This window comes from Photobacterium profundum, from assembly GCF_003026285.1.
Lineage (GTDB): Bacteria > Pseudomonadota > Gammaproteobacteria > Enterobacterales > Vibrionaceae > Photobacterium > Photobacterium profundum.
The window spans coordinates 14,993-32,713 of record NZ_PYOD01000020.1; the positions used below are offsets into that span (position 1 = coordinate 14,993).

The following is a 17,721-nucleotide window of genomic DNA, read 5'->3' on the forward strand; positions in this document are numbered from 1 at the left end:
CCCGTATGGTGCGATTTGCCAACACTTTGTGCATACTGTAAATTAACAAAATGAAATGGCATGTTTTTGTCTTGTTGTTGGCTGTATTAGGTTGGTATATGTTTCAATTATCATTTCAACTGAACTTTCGTGTTGTTTTCCCGCTGCTATCCCTTCTCTTATCTATGTTTTCCAGCATTGTTCTAGCACAAGAAGAAGGTGGTAGAAAGGACACTGTTCTTACCCTTGTTCCCGAGTATAAAGATCAGATAATTGCAAATTTTAACCCTTATTCAACGTCTAGCATGCCAACGACACATGAGTTCATGTTTGAACCCTTGATTATTTTTAATACTCGGCAGAATAATCAACCAGAATATCGGCTGGCAACAGGCTACAAGCTTGATGATGATCTGAGTGGCATTAGTTTTACCCTTAGAGATGGTGTTCAGTGGTCAGATGGAAAACCCTTCACTGTCGATGATGTTCTATTTTCATTTTTACTTGTTAAAAAATACCCAGCACTTGACTCACATGGCATAAATAAATGGGTAAAGTTGGTAAAAAAACAAAGTGCAAACGAGATCTATATCAAACTAAACAAGCCAAATGCTCTTATCGCGTTTACATTAGTGCTACTTCCGATTGTTCCCCAACATCAATGGGCATTCATTACTGATCCACTTCGATACGCAAACTCTACTCCCATTGGAACGGGGCCGTTTACATCAATTGAATCCTTAAATCAAAGTGGCTATTTGCAGTGTAAAAACCCCTATTACTGGCAAGCAGAGCAAAGACACATTGATTGCCTTCGATATCCCAAAGTCATCAATAATGACGATTTCATATCTCGTATCATGACCGGAGAGTTTGACTGGACTGGATCGTTCATTCCCGATATAGAACGCAACTACGCCTCTTTTTCCCCTCATTTTAAATATTGGTTGCCCCCTGCGAGCACCATCAGTTTATTTTTCAATTTCAAAGCAGCCGATCCGGAATTACAGACATTAATTAGCCACGTCGAATTTCGTCGTGCGATTTCGATGAGCATTCGTCGTCAATTTTTGATTGATATAGCGGCATTCGGTCAGGGGGAAGTGTCACACTTAGCATCAGGCATGAGCCAAGGTTTTGAGCAATGGGAAGATCCATTGAGCAATGAAAAGTATCAACAATACATGCGCTATACCCCTTTGCTGGCCAAAGAGTTATTAGATGAACTGCATGTTAGAGACGGTAATAATGATGGCTGGCGAGATTTACCGTCGGGCAAAGCACTCGAATTAACCATCTTGACACCTAATGGGTGGTCTGATTTTGATACCACCGCTTTACTCCTTGCTGACATGCTGCAAGAAGTCGGCATTAAAGTCAGCACACTACAGGTAGATTTTAGAGAATTTAATGAAAGGCTAAGCGCGGGTGATTTTACGGCGGCTTTAACGAATTACCCACAAGGCCCTACACCCTATAAGTATTTTGACTCAGCATTTAATAGCGCTTATCAAGCACCACAACACCCTCGCTATGCCAAACATTTCTACAAAAACACAAAAATAGATGAGTTGCTGGCACAATTCCCGATAGCTTCAACGCCAGAGAAACGTCAGGCTATTATTTACGATCTCAGTAATATCGTTGCCAGTAAACAAATCACAGTACCTCTGTATAACACGGTGCAGTTTTTCCAGTACAACACACAACGATTTACAGGGTGGTTTAATGAAGAAAACCCCAAAGCAAGCCCACTTGTATGGCCGCAAGCACCAGAACGTTTATTACATGTATTGGCGCTAAAACCAGTCGCGATGAAAACGGTTGATATCAAAGCTGCACTTTAATTATCGGCAGTTCTTTTATTCTGTGGGCGTACTGCAACATTCATCTTGTAGAAAACCGATTACGCCCTCTAAAACATCATATTGTGGAAGACAGTATAATGTACGTCCGTCTCGGTGTTGTTTTACTAAACCTGCAGACATTAAACTGGAGATGTGGTGCGATAAGGTTGACCCAGGAATAGATAACTCTTCCTGTAATCGCCCAACAGGTAACCCATCATGACCCGATTTAACCAAGTGTTTAAAAATAAACAGCCGTGTAGGATGACCTAACTCTTTTAGTGCTTTTGCGACAAACTCTAATTCCATTATCTATCCTGTTAGCTACTCTGTTGTCTGTATCGCTAGATCTGAGTTCTAACGCGTTTTGATTCGATCATTATAATAGAAAAGAGGTGAATACCGAAGGTTAGCCCTCCTATATTCACCTCTCACCAGATTTGTACAAAAAATGCTTACCGAATGATTATGACAACGCAGCCCCTGCAAATAGGATCACGATAGTCACGACAAATACCATGACAACAAACGGCATTACCCACTTTAAGAAACGCTCATAAGGTATTTTCGCTAATGCCAGACCAGCCACTAAGTGCCCCGCAGTCGGTGCAAACATATTGATCCAACCACTTGCTGATTGATAAGCCGTAATGATCAAATCTCGCCCAATACCCGAGAAGTCAGCTAAAGGTGCCATTAATGGCATTGAAACAGTTGCCAGCCCAGAGGTTGATGGAATGAAGAAGCTTAATACAATATGTACCAAGTACGTCACCACAACAAACACACCAGATGATAGACCAGTAACCGCGCCTTCAGCCCAGTTCAAAATGGTATCAATAATGGCACCATTATCCATCACAACGTAAATACCACGCGCAACAGCAACCACCAGCGCAACGCCGATCAAATCTTTTGCACCTTCTAAGAAGGTTTTAATGAAATCACCTTCTGACATACGGTTAATAACCGCAATCAAAATTGCTGATGCTAAAAATAGTGTAGAAAGCTCATCAAACCACCACCACAAGGTTGGGATAACCGTGATACCCATGTCTTCCCAAGGAATAACCCCGTAAATCATAACCATGAACGCACCAAAGAATACACCCATGGTGAGTTTTTGCTTGGTGGTAAACTCGCCTAAGTCCTCTTTAATCTTCGAGAATTCATCATTAAATTCGATATCAGCCAATACAGATGCAGATTTATCAGCTTTGACTTTAGCGGCATAGCGCATGACATACCATGAAGCCAGTACAATCAAAATGACAAGCTGCACCAAGCGCAAACCAATACCATCACCAATCGGTAAACCAGCAAAGCCCGAGGCAATACCTGTCGCAAATGGGTTAACAGTTGATGACAACACCCCGATACCAGAGCCGAGCAAAATAATACCAGCAGCGACCATACGGTCATAACCCGCTACCGCCATAACGGGTAATATCACCGCCCAAAAGGCGACGGTTTCTTCCGCCATACCATAAGTCGAACCACCAACAGCAAAAAGTGTGATTAACACCGGGATCATCATTTGCTCTCGGCCTTTAAACCGACGAACAATAGCGGCAACACCTGAATCCATTGCACCCGTTCGCATGGTTACAGCTAAGAAACCACCAATCACCAATACAAATAACGCAACATCAACGGCTTTATGGAAGCCTTTGATTGGAGCCATCAATACATCAATGAAACCCTGCGGCGTTGACTCAATTTCATTATACGTACCAGGGATCGGTAATAAACGCTCACCTCCGCTATAGTCCAGCACTTCGGCAGCAGGAATGATTTGATCAGTCCCGTTCACCATATAATCATATTTACCCGCTGGCATTACCCATGTCAGTAACGCAACCAAGCCGATAATAATGAATAAGATGGTGTACACCGTAGGCATCTTAAAAGACTTCTTCACCTTGTTTGTTTCTGTTGCCGCTGTCATAGCTCCACTCCTTGCAGCTGATGAATTGCATTGGCGTAGACATTCATCGCCTTAAGCATGTCATCAATGATTAAGTATTCATTTGGCATATGTTCAACTTTATCGCGCCCTGGGAAAATAGCGCCAAACGCCACACAATTTGGCATGGCTCGAGCATACGTTGCCCCACCAGACGTCATCGGCTTACTGTCAACATCACCACTTATTTCTTGATAAGCGCGCATCAATGTCTGAATGATCGGGCTATCTTTTGGCATATATAAAGAAGGCAATACGTCAAACTCTTCATAATGTAAGCCATACTGCTCAACCACAGCCAAAATATCGTTATCAAAATCTTCTTTACTAAAGGTAACGGGAACCCGAATATCAATGCCCGACTTACTGTGCTCTTTCGATATATCTAACTGCGCAACATTGAACGTTAGACGACCACTCACATCTTCAATATCACCAAAGATATTTGTAGCATTCGCATCTTGCCCAACTTGTTCAGCAATAAAGACCACAAGAGGATGAGTCACACCAATCTTCTTCAATGCGATACATAAGCGAGCGATAGCATTGACGCCTTTGGTATCGGCAGAGGCTGAATGCGCAGCTTTACCAAATACGGTAACTTCATCGTCTTCACAGCTAAAATCAAACCCAAGTTCATCAAGTGCACTCACTAAGCTATCGCTTAATAGACCTTGGTATCGTGCTAATTCAGGAACGGCATTCAATGCGCCGCCACACTCAAGAAATAACGAGGAGTCACCATCACCGTGCAACCACGATTGAATCAGCATTTTTTCAGCATGGATTAGAGGGAAACTGGCATCAGGTGTGAAGCCACACTGAGGGATTTCTTCTTTTTCTAAGTAACGTTCAATACAACGCCACAATGTTTCTTCATCAGTACCAAAAATAAAGCGAATTCGCTTCGTTAACACCACACCACTTTGCAATAAGGCTTTAACAGCAAATAAAGCCGCTAACGTCGGTCCTTTATCATCCTGCGTGCCACGACCGTACAAACGTCCGTCTCGAATTTCTGGCTCAAATGGCAGTGAATCCCATGCTGACAACTCCCCCGTAGGCACAACATCAAGGTGACCCAGCACCCCGATCATTTGTTCGCCTTGCCCAATATCGGCATACCCGTAATAACCCTCAGGATCTTTATACACCGAGAAACCCATCTCTTGGCATAGTGCCAATGTTTGCGTTAGACAATCATCAATAGGTTGACCAAACGGTACTCGATCTTGTTCAGATGATGTTGCCTCATCATAAACACTCGGAATGGTAACTAGCCGCTTAACTGCTTCGATATAATCATCACGCATACCATCTATATTTAACGCTATTTTCGCTTTCATCGTATCCCTCTGCTCCCCTTACATTTTAGTCGACATAAAAAGAGAAATGCAGACTAAAATAATGAAGGATATTTAATTATTGGTATAAATATTCAACGAGATTTCCTTATACCGGATGATTCTGCTACAACAAGCAGTAACAATCTGTGACAAATTTCACTTGATTAAGGATCGAAATGGGATAGTGATCATAAAGCGAACATTCTTTAATGTTGGGGATTTGACGTGCTGGAATAATCTACTCTTTCAAGTACATATGGCATTGAAGTGCAAACGTTAAACCAGTCAATAACTCTCATTTTATTAGGCACAATACTGTGCGACTCATTTTAATGTAGAACACTTCAGGTTATGAATTAGCGTTTTGTCTTGAGGTACAAATTCTCGCTGAAACGAGCATCTAGCTGCCATTTGCATATATACTGCGCGCCATTGATCAAAGACAATCGCCACACTAACGAGAACTATCATGAAAACATCTGTTACAGGTAAAGATGCCACGCTTGAACAATCTATCGAGCATTTCCAAACTCAATTAAATAAATTGGACTTTAATATAGAAGAGGTTGCTTCGTTTAATCCTGTACCGAATGTCTGGTTAGTACAAATTCGTGATGTCGATGCACCGATGAATACCACTCAAGGAAAAGGGACTACACAACAAGCGGCCCTTGCATCTGCATTAGGTAAATTCTTTGAATGTCTATCAACCCATGCTTTTTATAATGACTATTACTTGGGTCAAGCACTGGCTAATAGCGATGTTGTTCACTATAACAACGAAAAATGGTTTGATATTGGTGAAGATAACTTGCCGCCAGAAGGTATGTTGGATGAGCGTTTAACACAATACTACGACCCGACTCTTGAGCTTCTGGGTACCGATTTAGTTGATCTGCAATCAAGTAATATGGATCGTGGCGTATGTTGTTTACCGTTTGAACGTCAATTTGACAATGAAACCGTCTATATTCCAGCTAACATTATCAGTAACCTTTACTTGTCGAATGGTATTGCGGCAGGCAATACGCAAGCTGAGGCACGCACCCAGTGTTTATCTGAAGTGATTGCTCGTGCAATTAAAAACCGCGTTATTCTCAAAGACATCAGCTTACCGGTAATTCCAACAGAGGTAATAGCTCGCTACCCAGCAATCACTGAATCTATTGCTGCATTAGCCGCAAAAGGGTTAACTGTGACATGTTACGACGCATCACTGGGCGGTGAATTCCCAGTGCTGTGTGCGATGTTACCAATTCCGGGGAATGATGTATGCTTAGCTGCATTTGAGGCACATCCACGCTTTGATGTGGCACTTGAGCGAGCGGTAACAGAGTTACTGCAGAACGATACGCTGATCGAATTAGGCATTTACCCACAGCCAACAGTCGATAATAACAGTCAGCACAATGAACAAACGGCACATACACCGAACTTCTCATGTGTGATGGTTTCAGGTGAGTTGTTTAAAGCAGATGCAAGCTATGATTTTGTTGATTGGAATTTCACTGGCAGTACTGAAGAATCATTCAGCCATCTAATGGCAATTATGACTAAAGCAAGAGCTGATGTTTACATTGCCGATTACTCACACCTTGGTGTGAATTGTTGTCGTATTATAGTACCAAGTTGGTCTGAAATTTACCCGATTGAAACACTCATCGAAAGCAACAATAACGTGGCGTTGGAGCTACGTGAGACATTCCTTGCTCTACCAAATGTAGATTGGGAAGGTGAACAGTACGCAGAAATGTACGGTATTTTGGAAGAAGAAGGATACGATGATTCAGTACTGCTTGCTGAAATCATCGGTCTAGCCCCACAAGCCGGCGATGTATGGCAAACATTGCGCATTGGCGAAGTAAAATGTCTACTCGCACTCGCAGGTGGCGATCTCGAGTTAGCCCTCGAACTAGCGACTTGGTGTATTGAAGTAAATGCAACCACTTACAACCCTGAACGTCTCCAATTTTTCCATTGCCTAGTGGCTAGTCTTAACCTTGCACTTGATGAAGAAAGCGATCCAGCCCAGGCTAAAGCAGGTTTCGAACAGCAATATGGTGTAGAAACCGTTACCGCAGCATGGGGCTCTATCGAAGGAACAGTTCGCTTTTATGGTGTCACTGGTGGCGACCTTACAATGAACCAATACCCTGCACATCAGCAATTATTAGAGTCATACCAAAAACTGTATATTGGTCAATAGAAATCGATATATTGCTCTCTCTAAAGCCAGCTTTGTTGCTGGCTTTACCTTTCTTCACATCGCGAGTAATTAACAGCTTCCAGCCTGCCTCTTTTGGTGTAGACTTTCTGTAGACCGTAAAATCCACACCACAGACTCGTATTCGTTTTAAAATAACAACTTAACGAGTATTCTTTCATTTTTTGGATTATTACAAGTTCACATAGTCCGTTAATTTATTACTATATATTTTAACAAATCACTTTTTCTCTCAATTTTTTTTAGTTATTTTACTACATTTTTTGAGCGGTAGTGATCAAGATCAATTCAATCATCGGCTTCAAGCCGTATACTTTACTAAAATTTGGTGAAATATAATTACACTGATATAGCAGTTCCTACTAGAGGGTAACTTGAGGGTAAGTTATTAGTAGAGAACAGCAAGCAGATCACCATTAAAAAAATTTATTATTTTAACGTAGAAACGAGGCAAATATGTCATCAGAAGAAAGAAGTTATCAGGAGCAACATCGTCCTGCATCTGACTTCTCTAGCCGCTCTGAGTATCTAGATAACGAATTGAAAATAATGAAACCACGCCGCTGGAAGTTAAACCTTCCTGGTCGTGATTTTCGTTTTGAGTGGGAAGATTTAGTTCCCGCGCTTGCAGGTACTATCGGCATTATCGCAATGTATTCTGCAGTAATGATGTCTTGGGCTGATGGCCTAACGCAAGCTTGGGATCATGTCGAGCTTGGTAAAGAATTTGCCATTGAAGTCGCTCGTGTAGAAATGCTTATCCCAGCATTACTATTCTGTATTTTAGCCTCCGGGTTCTTTAACCCAAGAGCTAACTTAGCAGGTAACCACGGACCAATGATTCCATTAATTGGTACGATTGCCCTGGCTGGTGCACACCCTCTTGCTCTTGCAATTCTTTTAGGTGTATTCGGTCTATTATTAAGTTATTTTAAAGGCGGCTCTAAACTGGTGAATTTGACCGGTGAAGGGGTTGCTGGAGGCTTACTCGTTTTTCTCGGCTTTACGGGTGCAATGAGTCAGATTGGTGATATCCAATCTTGGGCAACAAGCCTTGAAACTGCCGATGCCGCGAAAGGCAGCATGGGGTATATTGGTTTAGTCGTACTTGCTGTTAATATCGTGCTTTATGCATTCCTTGCTCGTATCGGTAAGCGTTGGCTTGCAATTCCAGCTTGTGCAGCAACAGGTCTAGCCATTGCGCTAGCGCTGGGTGCTGGTTTTGACCTAACATTTGAAACTGAAATGGGTCTACCAAATCTAAACCCTGTATATTGGTGGGGCAGCACAGATCAAGGTTGGATGCTTGGTTTACCAAACTTTCAGCACTTCCTTGCATCATTACCGTTCGCTATTCTAGCAGTAGCAATGTGGTCACCTGATTTCCTTGGTCACCGTATTTTCCAAGAACTAAACTACCCGCGTGGCGCAAAAAATGTATTGATGGACGTTGATGATACAATGACAACGTGTTCACTACGCCAAATTGTAGGTACAGCGGTTGGTGGTGGTAACATTACATCATCTTGGGGTACATACATGATCCCAGCGGCAATTGCTAAGCGTCCAATTCCAGCGGGCGGTATCTTACTGGGTAGTCTGTGTATTATCGTTGCAATCCTTGGTTTCCCAATGGATGTTGCAGTATGGCCACCAGTAATGCGCATTGCGCTTCTTGTAGGTGTATTTCTTCCCCTTCTAGAAGCTGGTATGCAAATGGTTCGTGATACTAAAGACTCTCAGTCTGCTGGTATTTGTATCTTTGCTGCAGCAGTGACTAACCCTGTATTGGCTTGGGCACTCACAATGCTGCTTGATAACAACGGTTTAATCGGTGATAAAGAACGTGCTAAAACACTGTCTATCTTCGACCGTATTATCATTCCAGCATCGGTATTGATTATCTGTCTAGTTGCGATGCTTTCTGTCGGTATGCTAGAAGGTCAATACGGCATTCAATCACTATTATAATACTCGTGGGCAGTGCGCTTGCACTGCCCTGCTTTACTTAAGAATAAGCACTAATACGAATAATGAAATCTTAATTTAGTTGAGCTGTAATTTTTCATTATCCGTATTATTGTTAATAAAAGTGTACTGTTCATCATTTATGATGGTTGCTCGCATAATTGCGTCGTAATCAGTACGTATTTTTTCTACTGAATAGAAACAGGTAGGTATAACATGGCAGAGCAATTTGCTAAAGCTTGGGAAGGTTTCGCTGCAGGCGAATGGCAGAACGATGTAAACGTTCGTGATTTCATCCAAAAGAACTACACACCGTATGAAGGTGACGAGTCTTTCCTAGAATCTGAAGCAACGCCAGCAACGGCAACGCTTTGGGAACAAGTAATGGTAGGTATCAAGCAGGAAAACAGCACTCACGCTCCTGTTGATTTTGATACTTCAGTTATTTCTACTATCACTGCACACGATGCAGGTTACATCAACAAAGATCTTGAAACGATTGTTGGTCTTCAAACTGAAGCTCCACTAAAGCGCGCTATCATCCCTAACGGTGGTATCCGTATGGTTGAAGGTTCTTGTAAAGCGTACGATCGTGAACTAGATCCTGAAGTTTCTAAAATCTTTACTGAATACCGTAAAACACACAACCAGTGTGTATTCGATATTTACACGCCTGACATCATGAAATGTCGTAAGTCTGGTGTACTGACTGGTCTTCCAGATGCATACGGCCGTGGTCGTATCATTGGTGATTACCGTCGCGTAGCGCTATACGGTATCGATCGTCTAATGAAAGACAAGTTCGCTCAGTTTACGTCTCTACAAGAGCGTTTCGAGTTAGGCGAAGATCTTCAAATGACAATGCAACTTCGTGAAGAAATTGCAGAGCAACACCGTGCTCTAGGTCAGATCAAAACTATGGCAGCTAAATACGGCTACGATATTTCTGGTCCTGCTACGAGTGCACAAGAAGCAATTCAGTGGACTTACTTCGGCTACCTAGCTGCAGTTAAATCACAGAACGGTGCTGCAATGTCTCTAGGTCGTACTTCTACGTTCCTAGATGTGTACATTGAGCGTGATATCGCAGCTGGCGTAATCACAGAAGTTCAAGCACAAGAAATGATTGACCACTTCGTAATGAAGCTACGTATGGTTCGTTTCCTACGTACGCCTGAATACGATGAGTTGTTCTCTGGTGACCCAATCTGGGCAACAGAATCAATGGGTGGTATGGGCCTTGACGGTCGTACACTAGTAACACGTTCAAACTTCCGTTTCTTAAACAGCCTATACACTATGGGTCCTTCTCCAGAGCCGAACATCACTGTTCTTTGGTCTGAGCAGCTACCTGATGGCTTCAAGCGTTTCTGTGCGAAAGTATCTATCGATACTTCTTCTATCCAGTACGAAAACGATGATCTAATGCGTCCAGACATGGACTCAGATGACTACGCAATCGCTTGTTGTGTATCTCCAATGGTTGTTGGTAAGCAAATGCAGTTCTTCGGTGCACGTGCTAACCTTGCTAAAACAATGCTTTATTCTATCAACGGCGGCGTTGATGAGAAGCTTAAAATCCAAATCGGTCCTAAGACTGCACCTGTAACTGATGCAGTTCTAGATTACGCTGATGTGATGGATCGTCTAGATCACTTCATGGATTGGTTAGCAACACAATACGTGACTGCGCTAAACAGCATTCACTTCAGCCACGACAAGTACAGCTACGAAGCATCGCTAATGGCGCTTCATGACCGTGACGTTCGTCGTACAATGGCTTGTGGTATCGCTGGTCTTTCTGTTGCAGCTGACTCACTGTCTGCTATCAAGTACGCAACAGTTAAGCCTATCCGTGACGAAGACGGCATTGCTATCGACTTCGAAATCGAAGGTGATTACCCTAAATTCGGTAACAACGATTCACGTGTAGATGACATCGCTTGTGAACTAGTTTCAACATTTATGGGCAAAATCCGTAAGTTGAAAATGTACCGTGATGCTATCCCTACTCAGTCAATCCTTACTATTACATCTAACGTTGTATACGGTAAGAAGACGGGTAACACACCAGACGGTCGTCGTGCTGGCGCTCCTTTCGCACCAGGTGCAAACCCAATGCACGGTCGTGATGAGAAAGGTGCTGTAGCCTCTCTAACATCTGTAGGTAAACTACCGTTTGCTGACGCAAAAGATGGTATCTCTTACACATTCTCTATCGTGCCAAACGCACTAGGTAAAGAAGCAGATACTCAAAAAGCTAACCTTGCAGGCCTTATGGATGGTTACTTCCACCATGAAGCTGGCATCGAAGGCGGTCAGCACTTGAACGTTAACGTATTAAACCGTGAAACGCTTCTTGATGCCGTTGAGCACCCAGAGAACTACCCACAGCTAACTATCCGTGTATCGGGTTACGCTGTGCGTTTTAACTCTCTAACAACTGAACAGCAGAAAGACGTAATCGCACGTACTTTCACTGCATCTCTATAATTTAGAGCTGAGCAACGAGAAACTAGTCATTAGTCTTCTCACGCTGTCCTAATAAAAAACCGACTTTATAGTCGGTTTTTTGTTATCTGCCACATGGTCACATTTTCTTACTTAAAGCCCTGCTCTATATTAAAATGAAAAAGAAGTCGGCTTGTACGATTTATTGAATGAAAACATTAACAAATATGAAGACTTAATATGACTTTCGAAGAAGTAATGAAACTTCCTATCAAGGAGAGAGGCGCTCCGATGCATGAACTTGCAAAAGCCGAAGATGATAAGGCATGTGTCGCGTTTGCAAAACTAGTCTTTGATGATAAGTTCAAAGGAGTAGTCGATAAAACATTATCTAAGGAAGATGCAAAAGCCGCAAGTAAAGCGATACGGTCAGACGCCTTAAATCAACTTCTAAACGCTGGTAAACGTGGATACCTCCCAGCAATTACAGAAGGTCAGGATGCGGCTTTTTTAGGTCGAAGAGGCGCTTTCAGCAAAGTATTTTGCCCTGTGAACTATAACGTTGCTTTAGAGTTCTACGATCTATGGCTTACTCACGATGCTGAACTAAAAGAAGAGGATAGAGCATTACTATTAATGCGAAAGGCCACTTGTTTGCGTCTAACAAACCTTAACGACATCCCTTGGGATCAAATGATGGAGCTATGGAAAGAAGGCTCTACATACAGCGGTATTTTTGCTATTGAGTGTAGCGTCAAAATTGGCACTTATCACTTCGATAACGGTCGATATAAAGAAGCCATTCCTTGGCTAGAAGCAGGAGATAAAATCAGTATTACCGCTGTAGCTCTGCTTTTGCTCATTTATAAAAACTATATTATTGATAAAGACTTATATGCTTCATACCTCGAACGATGTGAAGCCATGTGCCAAAGAAAAGGCTAAGCTGCAAAGCCACTGATAATACGATTACTAAAACGGGCTCGTTCCGTTTTTTGTTTTAGCCTCCAATAGATATACCGAGCAACAACAAGTATTACTGAATGGCGCGATAAAAAGAAGAACACAAAACACGCAGACAAAACACTACAATTGCCCTTACACTTTAAACGTATATAGGGCTACTTTACCCTGTCGTTTTGTAATAAAATGACAGGTAAATAACACGCACAATATATGCGGAGATAGTAATGTCAGTAAAAGGTCGTATTCACTCTTTCGAATCTTGCGGAACCGTCGACGGGCCCGGCATCCGTTTTATTATCTTCATGCAAGGCTGCTTAATGCGCTGCCAATACTGTCACAATCGTGATACTTGGGATCTTCATGACGGTCGTGAAGTTTCGGTTGAAGAAATAATGAAAGAAGCGGTGTCTTATCGTCATTTCATGAAAGCATCGGGTGGTGGCGTAACCGCTTCTGGTGGTGAAGCTATGCTTCAACCTGAATTTATTCGTGACTTTTTCCGCGCAGCACAGGCTGAAGGCATTCATACTTGCCTTGATACCAATGGCTATATCCGTAAGCATACTGATGTGATTGATGAAGTATTAGATGCCACCGATCTTGTCATGCTTGACCTTAAGCAGATGGATGATACGGTTCACCAAGAACTGGTTGGTGTATCTAATAAACGTGTACTGGATTTTGCTCGTTACCTTCACAAACGCGGTCAAAAAACATGGATTCGCTACGTCATAGTTCCGGGTTACACGGATGATGAACAATCTGCTCATAATTTAGGTGCGTTCATTAAAGATATGGATAACATCGAAAAAATTGAGCTGCTACCCTACCACCAGCTAGGTGAACATAAATGGGATGCAATGGGTTATGACTACCCACTATCAGGTGTTCAACCACCATCAAAAGAAACGATGGAAAAGATGAAAGAAATCATTTCAAGCTATGGCCATAAAGTGATTTACTAAGCGAAGAAACCAGTAAAAAAGCCTCTTAATGAGGCTTTTTTTGTTGATAAAGCACCTGGTTACTTTTCCATAATAATTCAACTTATCACTGTATCAATCTTATCTTATTTTGCTTACCTGTCTTCTCTGGCTCTTTTATCTTAATCCTTCCTATTTCACCGTGAACTTTATGAACAAAATGGATAGAAGGTTCTTTAATCTCTTTTTTTACGTTTTATAGCGCCACAGGTAACATTGATTTAACTTCTCATTAACCCTGCTAGCCCAATAGGCATCTCAGCAGTGATAAAAAAGGAAGCTTAATCATGTTGAACACCTTTAAAAAACAGTTTACGACGCGTGTAGCGGTCACTCTCTTAGCATCAAGCATGGCGGCAATATCTAGCTCTGCGATGGCTGAATCACTTGAAAAAATTCACTTCCTAGTACCAGGCGGGGCTGGTGGTGGTTGGGATATGACAGCTCGTGGTACAGGTGAAGTACTGGCAAAATCAGGCCTTGTTGAAAAAGTCTCTTATCAAAACCTATCTGGCGGCGGCGGCGGTAAAGCCATTGCACATTTAATCGAAACTGCGAAGCGTCAACCTGATACTTTAATGGTAAATTCAACCCCTATCGTTGTTCGCTCACTGAGTGGTATTTTCCCGCAATCTTTCCGAGATCTAACCCCTGTTGCAGCCACTATCGCGGATTACGGCGCTATTGTGGTATCGGCGGATTCCCCTTTTACCGATTGGAAACAAGTAGTCGCACAGTACACCAAAGATCCTCGTAGCGTGAAAATCGCAGGCGGTTCAGCACGTGGTTCGATGGATCATCTGATCGTCGCTGCGGCATTTAAAGGCGAAGGTTTTGACCCTCGTAAAGTACGCTACATTGCCTACGATGCCGGCGGTAAAGCCATGGCAGCCCTACTGTCTGGCGAAACTGAATTGCTATCGACAGGTCTTGGTGAAGTATTGGAAATGAGCAAATCAGGTCAAGTACGTGTGCTGGCGATTACAGCACCAGAACGCCTAGCTGCCGCCCCTGAAATTCCAACCTTAGTCGAGCAAGGTAACGATACTGTTTTTGCAAACTGGCGTGGTTTCTTTGCCGCCCCCGGTGCTAGCCAAGCAAAAATTGAGGCATGGAATAAAGCGCTGTCTGGTATGTACAAAACCACTGAGTGGGCTGTAGTTCGAGACCGTAATGGTTGGATCGATACCTACAAAAATGACAAAGATTTCTACAGCTTTCTTGAACAACAAGAAAAGCAGATGGGCGGTCTAATGCGTGAACTCGGGTTCTTAAAGTAAATTCTTAGAATAAGGGGTGTATAAGCAGCCCTTATATTCAAATCAATACCGCACTAAAGCTATACCTATCTCTTTAGGTGCGGTTCTTTTAATTCGGGAGAGCGTAATGAATTCCTCTACTTCGAAGCCTAATTCAGCACCGAAATCATCAGTACAATTGCTCAGTCGCGACCGCATCGGTGCATTAATTTTTCTTGTTGTTACCCTTATTTATGGTTACCAAATCACGAATATCGCCTTATTTCCTGGTGATGAATTTGAACCCTTTACCGCCCGTACATTGCCATACCTACTGACAATTGCAGGTGTTGTATTATCATTATTACTACTGATTACCGGTAAAAATGATGATCAAAGTGGAGCGACGGTTGGTTTTAACTGGAAGCTACTGATTAGCTTTCTAATCTTAATGGCGGCTTATGGTGTGGGGTTAACGTGGCTAGGCTTTGTGCTTTCCACCAGCTTATTCTTACTGGGTGGTTTTTTACTGCTGGGTGAGCGTCGTAAATCTATTCTCTTTGGTGCGTCATTTCCTTTTGTGACCGCATTTTGGTTATTGCTTACTCAAGGGTTAGATATTTACCTTGAGTCAGGCTACATATTCTCAGCTTGGTAGGAGAACACGGATGTTAGATGGAATCCTTTCAGGTCTATCCACGGCCATTATGCCAACTAACCTAATGATGGTGATGGTAGGTTGTTTTGTTGGTACGTTTATCGGCATGTTACCCGGTCTTGGTCCTATTTCAGCCATCGCGCTGATGATCCCAATCAGCTATGGGTTAGATCCGGCATCGGGCCTGATCTTAATGGCTGGCGTATATTACGGAGCAGTATTTGGTGGCTCGACGTCATCAATTTTAATCAATGCCCCTGGCTGTTCATCTACCGTAGTAACCGCATTTGATGGTTACCCAATGGCACAGAAAGGCCAAGCAGGTAAAGCCCTCGCATTGGCGGCTTACTCATCATTCGTTGGTGGTACGCTTTCTGCCATTATGTTGTTAATTGCCGCACCAATATTGGCTAATGTCTCTCTAAGTTTTCAGTCTTCAGATTACTTTGCCCTAATGCTTGTAGGTTTATCAGCCGTTGCTGCCTTTGCCGGTAAAAACCAAGTGGTAAAAGCATGGATGATGACGGTTCTTGGCTTAATGTTAGCAACTGTAGGTATAGATAAAGGTGTCGGTGTTGAACGCTTTACTTTTGGTTTAACAGATCTGATGGATGGCTTCAGCTTCCTATTATTGGCAATGGCGACCTTTGCTTTAGGTGAAACACTGATGGGGATATTAAAACCTCAAAACGATACTAGCCAAGAAGAGCAAGAGAAAATCAGCCAGATCGGCAGTATGAAAGTGACCAAAGATGAATTTAAAGAGCTAGCCCCCGTTTCTATCCGTTCATCGATTTTAGGCTTCTTTGTGGGCGTACTACCTGGTGCAGGTGCGACTATCGCAGCATTCTTAAGTTATGGTTTTGAACGTAGTATTGCACCAAAAGACAAGCAAGCTGAATTTGGTAAAGGCAGCCTTCGTGGGTTAGTCGCACCAGAATCAGCCAACAATGCCGCCTCGAGTGGATCGTTTGTACCGCTATTAACTTTAGGTATTCCGGGTTCAGGCACAACCGCTATTATGCTGGGGGCGTTGATTGCTTATGGTATTCAGCCTGGGCCTCGTTTGTTTGTCGATCACCCCGATATTTTCTGGTCAGTGATTATCTCAATGTACTTTGGCAACATCGTACTGGTGATTCTAAATCTGCCGTTAATCCCGTACATTTCAAAGCTATTAATGGTGCCAAGAACCGTATTACTACCGATGATCTTGTTCTTTTCTATCACTGGGGTATATCTAGTTTCCTTTAACACCGTCGATGTCTTTATCATGCTATTAGTCGCGATGGCTGCGATTGCACTAAGGCTTGCAAACTTCCCACTTGCACCGTTACTACTCGGCTTTATTCTGGGTGGATTAATGGAAGAAAACTTGCGTAGAGCCTTGATGATCAGTGATGGGGAAATTAGCTTCTTATGGGAGCGCCCTATTACACTCGCGTTCACGGTTATTGCAGCATTAGTGTTAATCACCCCCATTATTCGAACGGCATTGCAGCATAAGAGAAAGACGAGCGACGCGAAGCTCAATGTAGAATAAGAGGATAAGTGTTATCACAGCAGAGCAATCATCACTGCTCTACCATGAAATAAAGCCGTCAGTATCGGTAATATAGCAGCGCAACATAACAAAAAACGCGCTGATATATTGCCGATATTTATGCCTGATTAACGGGTATTCGCTTCTATCATCACAACAACAAAGCTGATTAAGCTCGCCATAATTGCGAATGCGATCAGCATCGCATACTGCCATTTAGTAACAGGCTCTTCTATAACCGCACTATTCGATACGGTTTGGTTATTCGTTGACTCTTTCATTTTGATTTATCTTCTTTTTATAGGCTGAGCACGCACAATAAAGAGAACCGCTACATCAACAAAGCACTAGTAATGAAAAACCAGTTTCCATTTTTAACTATCGACAGTAGCACGTTAAAATCACGCTATATAAATCAAGATGTTGCTTAAATATAAAATAGAACTACGTAAAAAAGCCCTGCTAGTAATGCACTAACAGGGCTTTTATCAGTTTTTATGTTTAATTAAATGAATCTTTGGATCTCATTTAATTTTCGAGAACAGTATTCAA

Annotated in this window: 13 protein-coding genes; 9 read left to right on the plus strand and 4 right to left on the minus strand. The window is 42.5% G+C overall.

Features of this window, described 5'->3' with window-relative positions:
* Positions 1-98 precede the first annotated feature (98 nt).
* The gene (locus C9J48_RS24470; RefSeq protein ID WP_107281279.1) at positions 99-1,826 is read left to right on the plus strand and encodes an ABC transporter substrate-binding protein; all 1,728 of its coding nucleotides are present in this window, start codon (positions 99-101) and stop codon (positions 1,824-1,826) included.
* A gap of 15 nt (positions 1,827-1,841) precedes the next feature.
* Here the strand turns inward: C9J48_RS24470 and C9J48_RS24475 are convergent, their stop codons facing one another.
* From C9J48_RS24475 to C9J48_RS24485, 3 genes are all read right to left on the minus strand, one after another.
* The gene (locus tag C9J48_RS24475; RefSeq protein ID WP_006232839.1) at positions 1,842-2,135 is read right to left on the minus strand and encodes an ArsR/SmtB family transcription factor; all 294 of its coding nucleotides are present in this window, start codon (positions 2,133-2,135) and stop codon (positions 1,842-1,844) included.
* Between the two features lie 157 nt (positions 2,136-2,292).
* Positions 2,293-3,774, minus strand: a complete 1,482-nt coding sequence (locus tag C9J48_RS24480; protein WP_006232838.1) for a YfcC family protein — start codon at positions 3,772-3,774, stop codon at positions 2,293-2,295.
* Positions 3,771-5,138, minus strand: coding sequence for a M20 family metallopeptidase (locus tag C9J48_RS24485; RefSeq protein ID WP_006232837.1), 1,368 nt, complete (start codon positions 5,136-5,138; stop codon positions 3,771-3,773). The genes C9J48_RS24480 and C9J48_RS24485 overlap by 4 nt, the downstream gene beginning before the upstream one ends.
* A 469-nt stretch (positions 5,139-5,607) precedes the next feature.
* Here C9J48_RS24485 and ycaO point away from each other — a divergent pair, with 469 nt between their 5' ends.
* From ycaO to C9J48_RS24525, 8 genes are all read left to right on the plus strand, one after another.
* Positions 5,608-7,344, plus strand: coding sequence for a 30S ribosomal protein S12 methylthiotransferase accessory factor YcaO (gene ycaO, locus C9J48_RS24490; RefSeq protein WP_006232836.1), 1,737 nt, complete (start codon positions 5,608-5,610; stop codon positions 7,342-7,344).
* Positions 7,345-7,818: 474 nt separating this feature from the next.
* Positions 7,819-9,333 carry a DUF3360 family protein gene (locus tag C9J48_RS24495; RefSeq protein WP_006232835.1) on the plus strand — a complete coding sequence of 505 codons (1,515 nt, stop codon included), beginning with the start codon at positions 7,819-7,821 and terminating at the stop codon, positions 9,331-9,333.
* A 213-nt stretch (positions 9,334-9,546) separates the two neighbouring features.
* Entirely contained in the window at positions 9,547-11,823 is a 2,277-nt protein-coding gene (gene pflB / locus C9J48_RS24500) for a formate C-acetyltransferase (protein WP_006232834.1), read from the plus strand.
* 198 nt (positions 11,824-12,021) lie between these two features.
* A complete protein-coding gene (locus C9J48_RS24505; RefSeq protein WP_006232833.1) occupies positions 12,022-12,726 on the plus strand; it encodes a hypothetical protein in 705 nt (234 codons plus the stop codon).
* Between the two features lie 245 nt (positions 12,727-12,971).
* Entirely contained in the window at positions 12,972-13,712 is a 741-nt protein-coding gene (gene pflA, locus C9J48_RS24510; RefSeq protein WP_006232832.1) for a pyruvate formate lyase 1-activating protein, read from the plus strand.
* A gap of 305 nt (positions 13,713-14,017) precedes the next feature.
* Complete coding sequence (locus C9J48_RS24515) at positions 14,018-15,010, plus strand: tripartite tricarboxylate transporter substrate binding protein (protein WP_006232831.1); 993 nt, start codon at positions 14,018-14,020, stop codon at positions 15,008-15,010.
* A gap of 106 nt (positions 15,011-15,116) precedes the next feature.
* Positions 15,117-15,626 carry a tripartite tricarboxylate transporter TctB family protein gene (locus C9J48_RS24520; protein WP_006232830.1) on the plus strand — a complete coding sequence of 170 codons (510 nt, stop codon included), beginning with the start codon at positions 15,117-15,119 and terminating at the stop codon, positions 15,624-15,626.
* A gap of 10 nt (positions 15,627-15,636) precedes the next feature.
* A complete protein-coding gene (locus C9J48_RS24525; protein ID WP_006232829.1) occupies positions 15,637-17,169 on the plus strand; it encodes a tripartite tricarboxylate transporter permease in 1,533 nt (510 codons plus the stop codon).
* Between the two features lie 128 nt (positions 17,170-17,297).
* Here the strand turns inward: C9J48_RS24525 and C9J48_RS28040 are convergent, their stop codons facing one another.
* Complete coding sequence (locus tag C9J48_RS28040; protein ID WP_006232828.1) at positions 17,298-17,450, minus strand: hypothetical protein; 153 nt, start codon at positions 17,448-17,450, stop codon at positions 17,298-17,300.
* Positions 17,451-17,721: the final 271 nt, after the last annotated feature.

What these genes read in the sequence shown, in the direction of transcription:
- pflA (WP_006232832.1), top strand. Translation starts at nt 12,972, where the DNA reads ATGTCAGTAAAAGGTCGTATTCACTCTTTCGAATCTTGCGGAACCGTC.
- C9J48_RS24495 (WP_006232835.1), top strand. Translation starts at nt 7,819, where the DNA reads ATGTCATCAGAAGAAAGAAGTTATCAGGAGCAACATCGTCCTGCATCT.
- C9J48_RS28040 (WP_006232828.1), bottom strand. Translation starts at nt 17,450, where the DNA reads ATGAAAGAGTCAACGAATAACCAAACCGTATCGAATAGTGCGGTTATA.
- C9J48_RS24475 (WP_006232839.1), bottom strand. Translation starts at nt 2,135, where the DNA reads ATGGAATTAGAGTTTGTCGCAAAAGCACTAAAAGAGTTAGGTCATCCT.
- pflB (WP_006232834.1), top strand. Translation starts at nt 9,547, where the DNA reads ATGGCAGAGCAATTTGCTAAAGCTTGGGAAGGTTTCGCTGCAGGCGAA.
- C9J48_RS24525 (WP_006232829.1), top strand. Translation starts at nt 15,637, where the DNA reads ATGTTAGATGGAATCCTTTCAGGTCTATCCACGGCCATTATGCCAACT.
- C9J48_RS24515 (WP_006232831.1), top strand. Translation starts at nt 14,018, where the DNA reads ATGTTGAACACCTTTAAAAAACAGTTTACGACGCGTGTAGCGGTCACT.
- C9J48_RS24470 (WP_107281279.1), top strand. Translation starts at nt 99, where the DNA reads ATGTTTCAATTATCATTTCAACTGAACTTTCGTGTTGTTTTCCCGCTG.
- C9J48_RS24520 (WP_006232830.1), top strand. Translation starts at nt 15,117, where the DNA reads ATGAATTCCTCTACTTCGAAGCCTAATTCAGCACCGAAATCATCAGTA.
- C9J48_RS24505 (WP_006232833.1), top strand. Translation starts at nt 12,022, where the DNA reads ATGACTTTCGAAGAAGTAATGAAACTTCCTATCAAGGAGAGAGGCGCT.
- C9J48_RS24485 (WP_006232837.1), bottom strand. Translation starts at nt 5,138, where the DNA reads ATGAAAGCGAAAATAGCGTTAAATATAGATGGTATGCGTGATGATTAT.
- ycaO (WP_006232836.1), top strand. Translation starts at nt 5,608, where the DNA reads ATGAAAACATCTGTTACAGGTAAAGATGCCACGCTTGAACAATCTATC.
- C9J48_RS24480 (WP_006232838.1), bottom strand. Translation starts at nt 3,774, where the DNA reads ATGACAGCGGCAACAGAAACAAACAAGGTGAAGAAGTCTTTTAAGATG.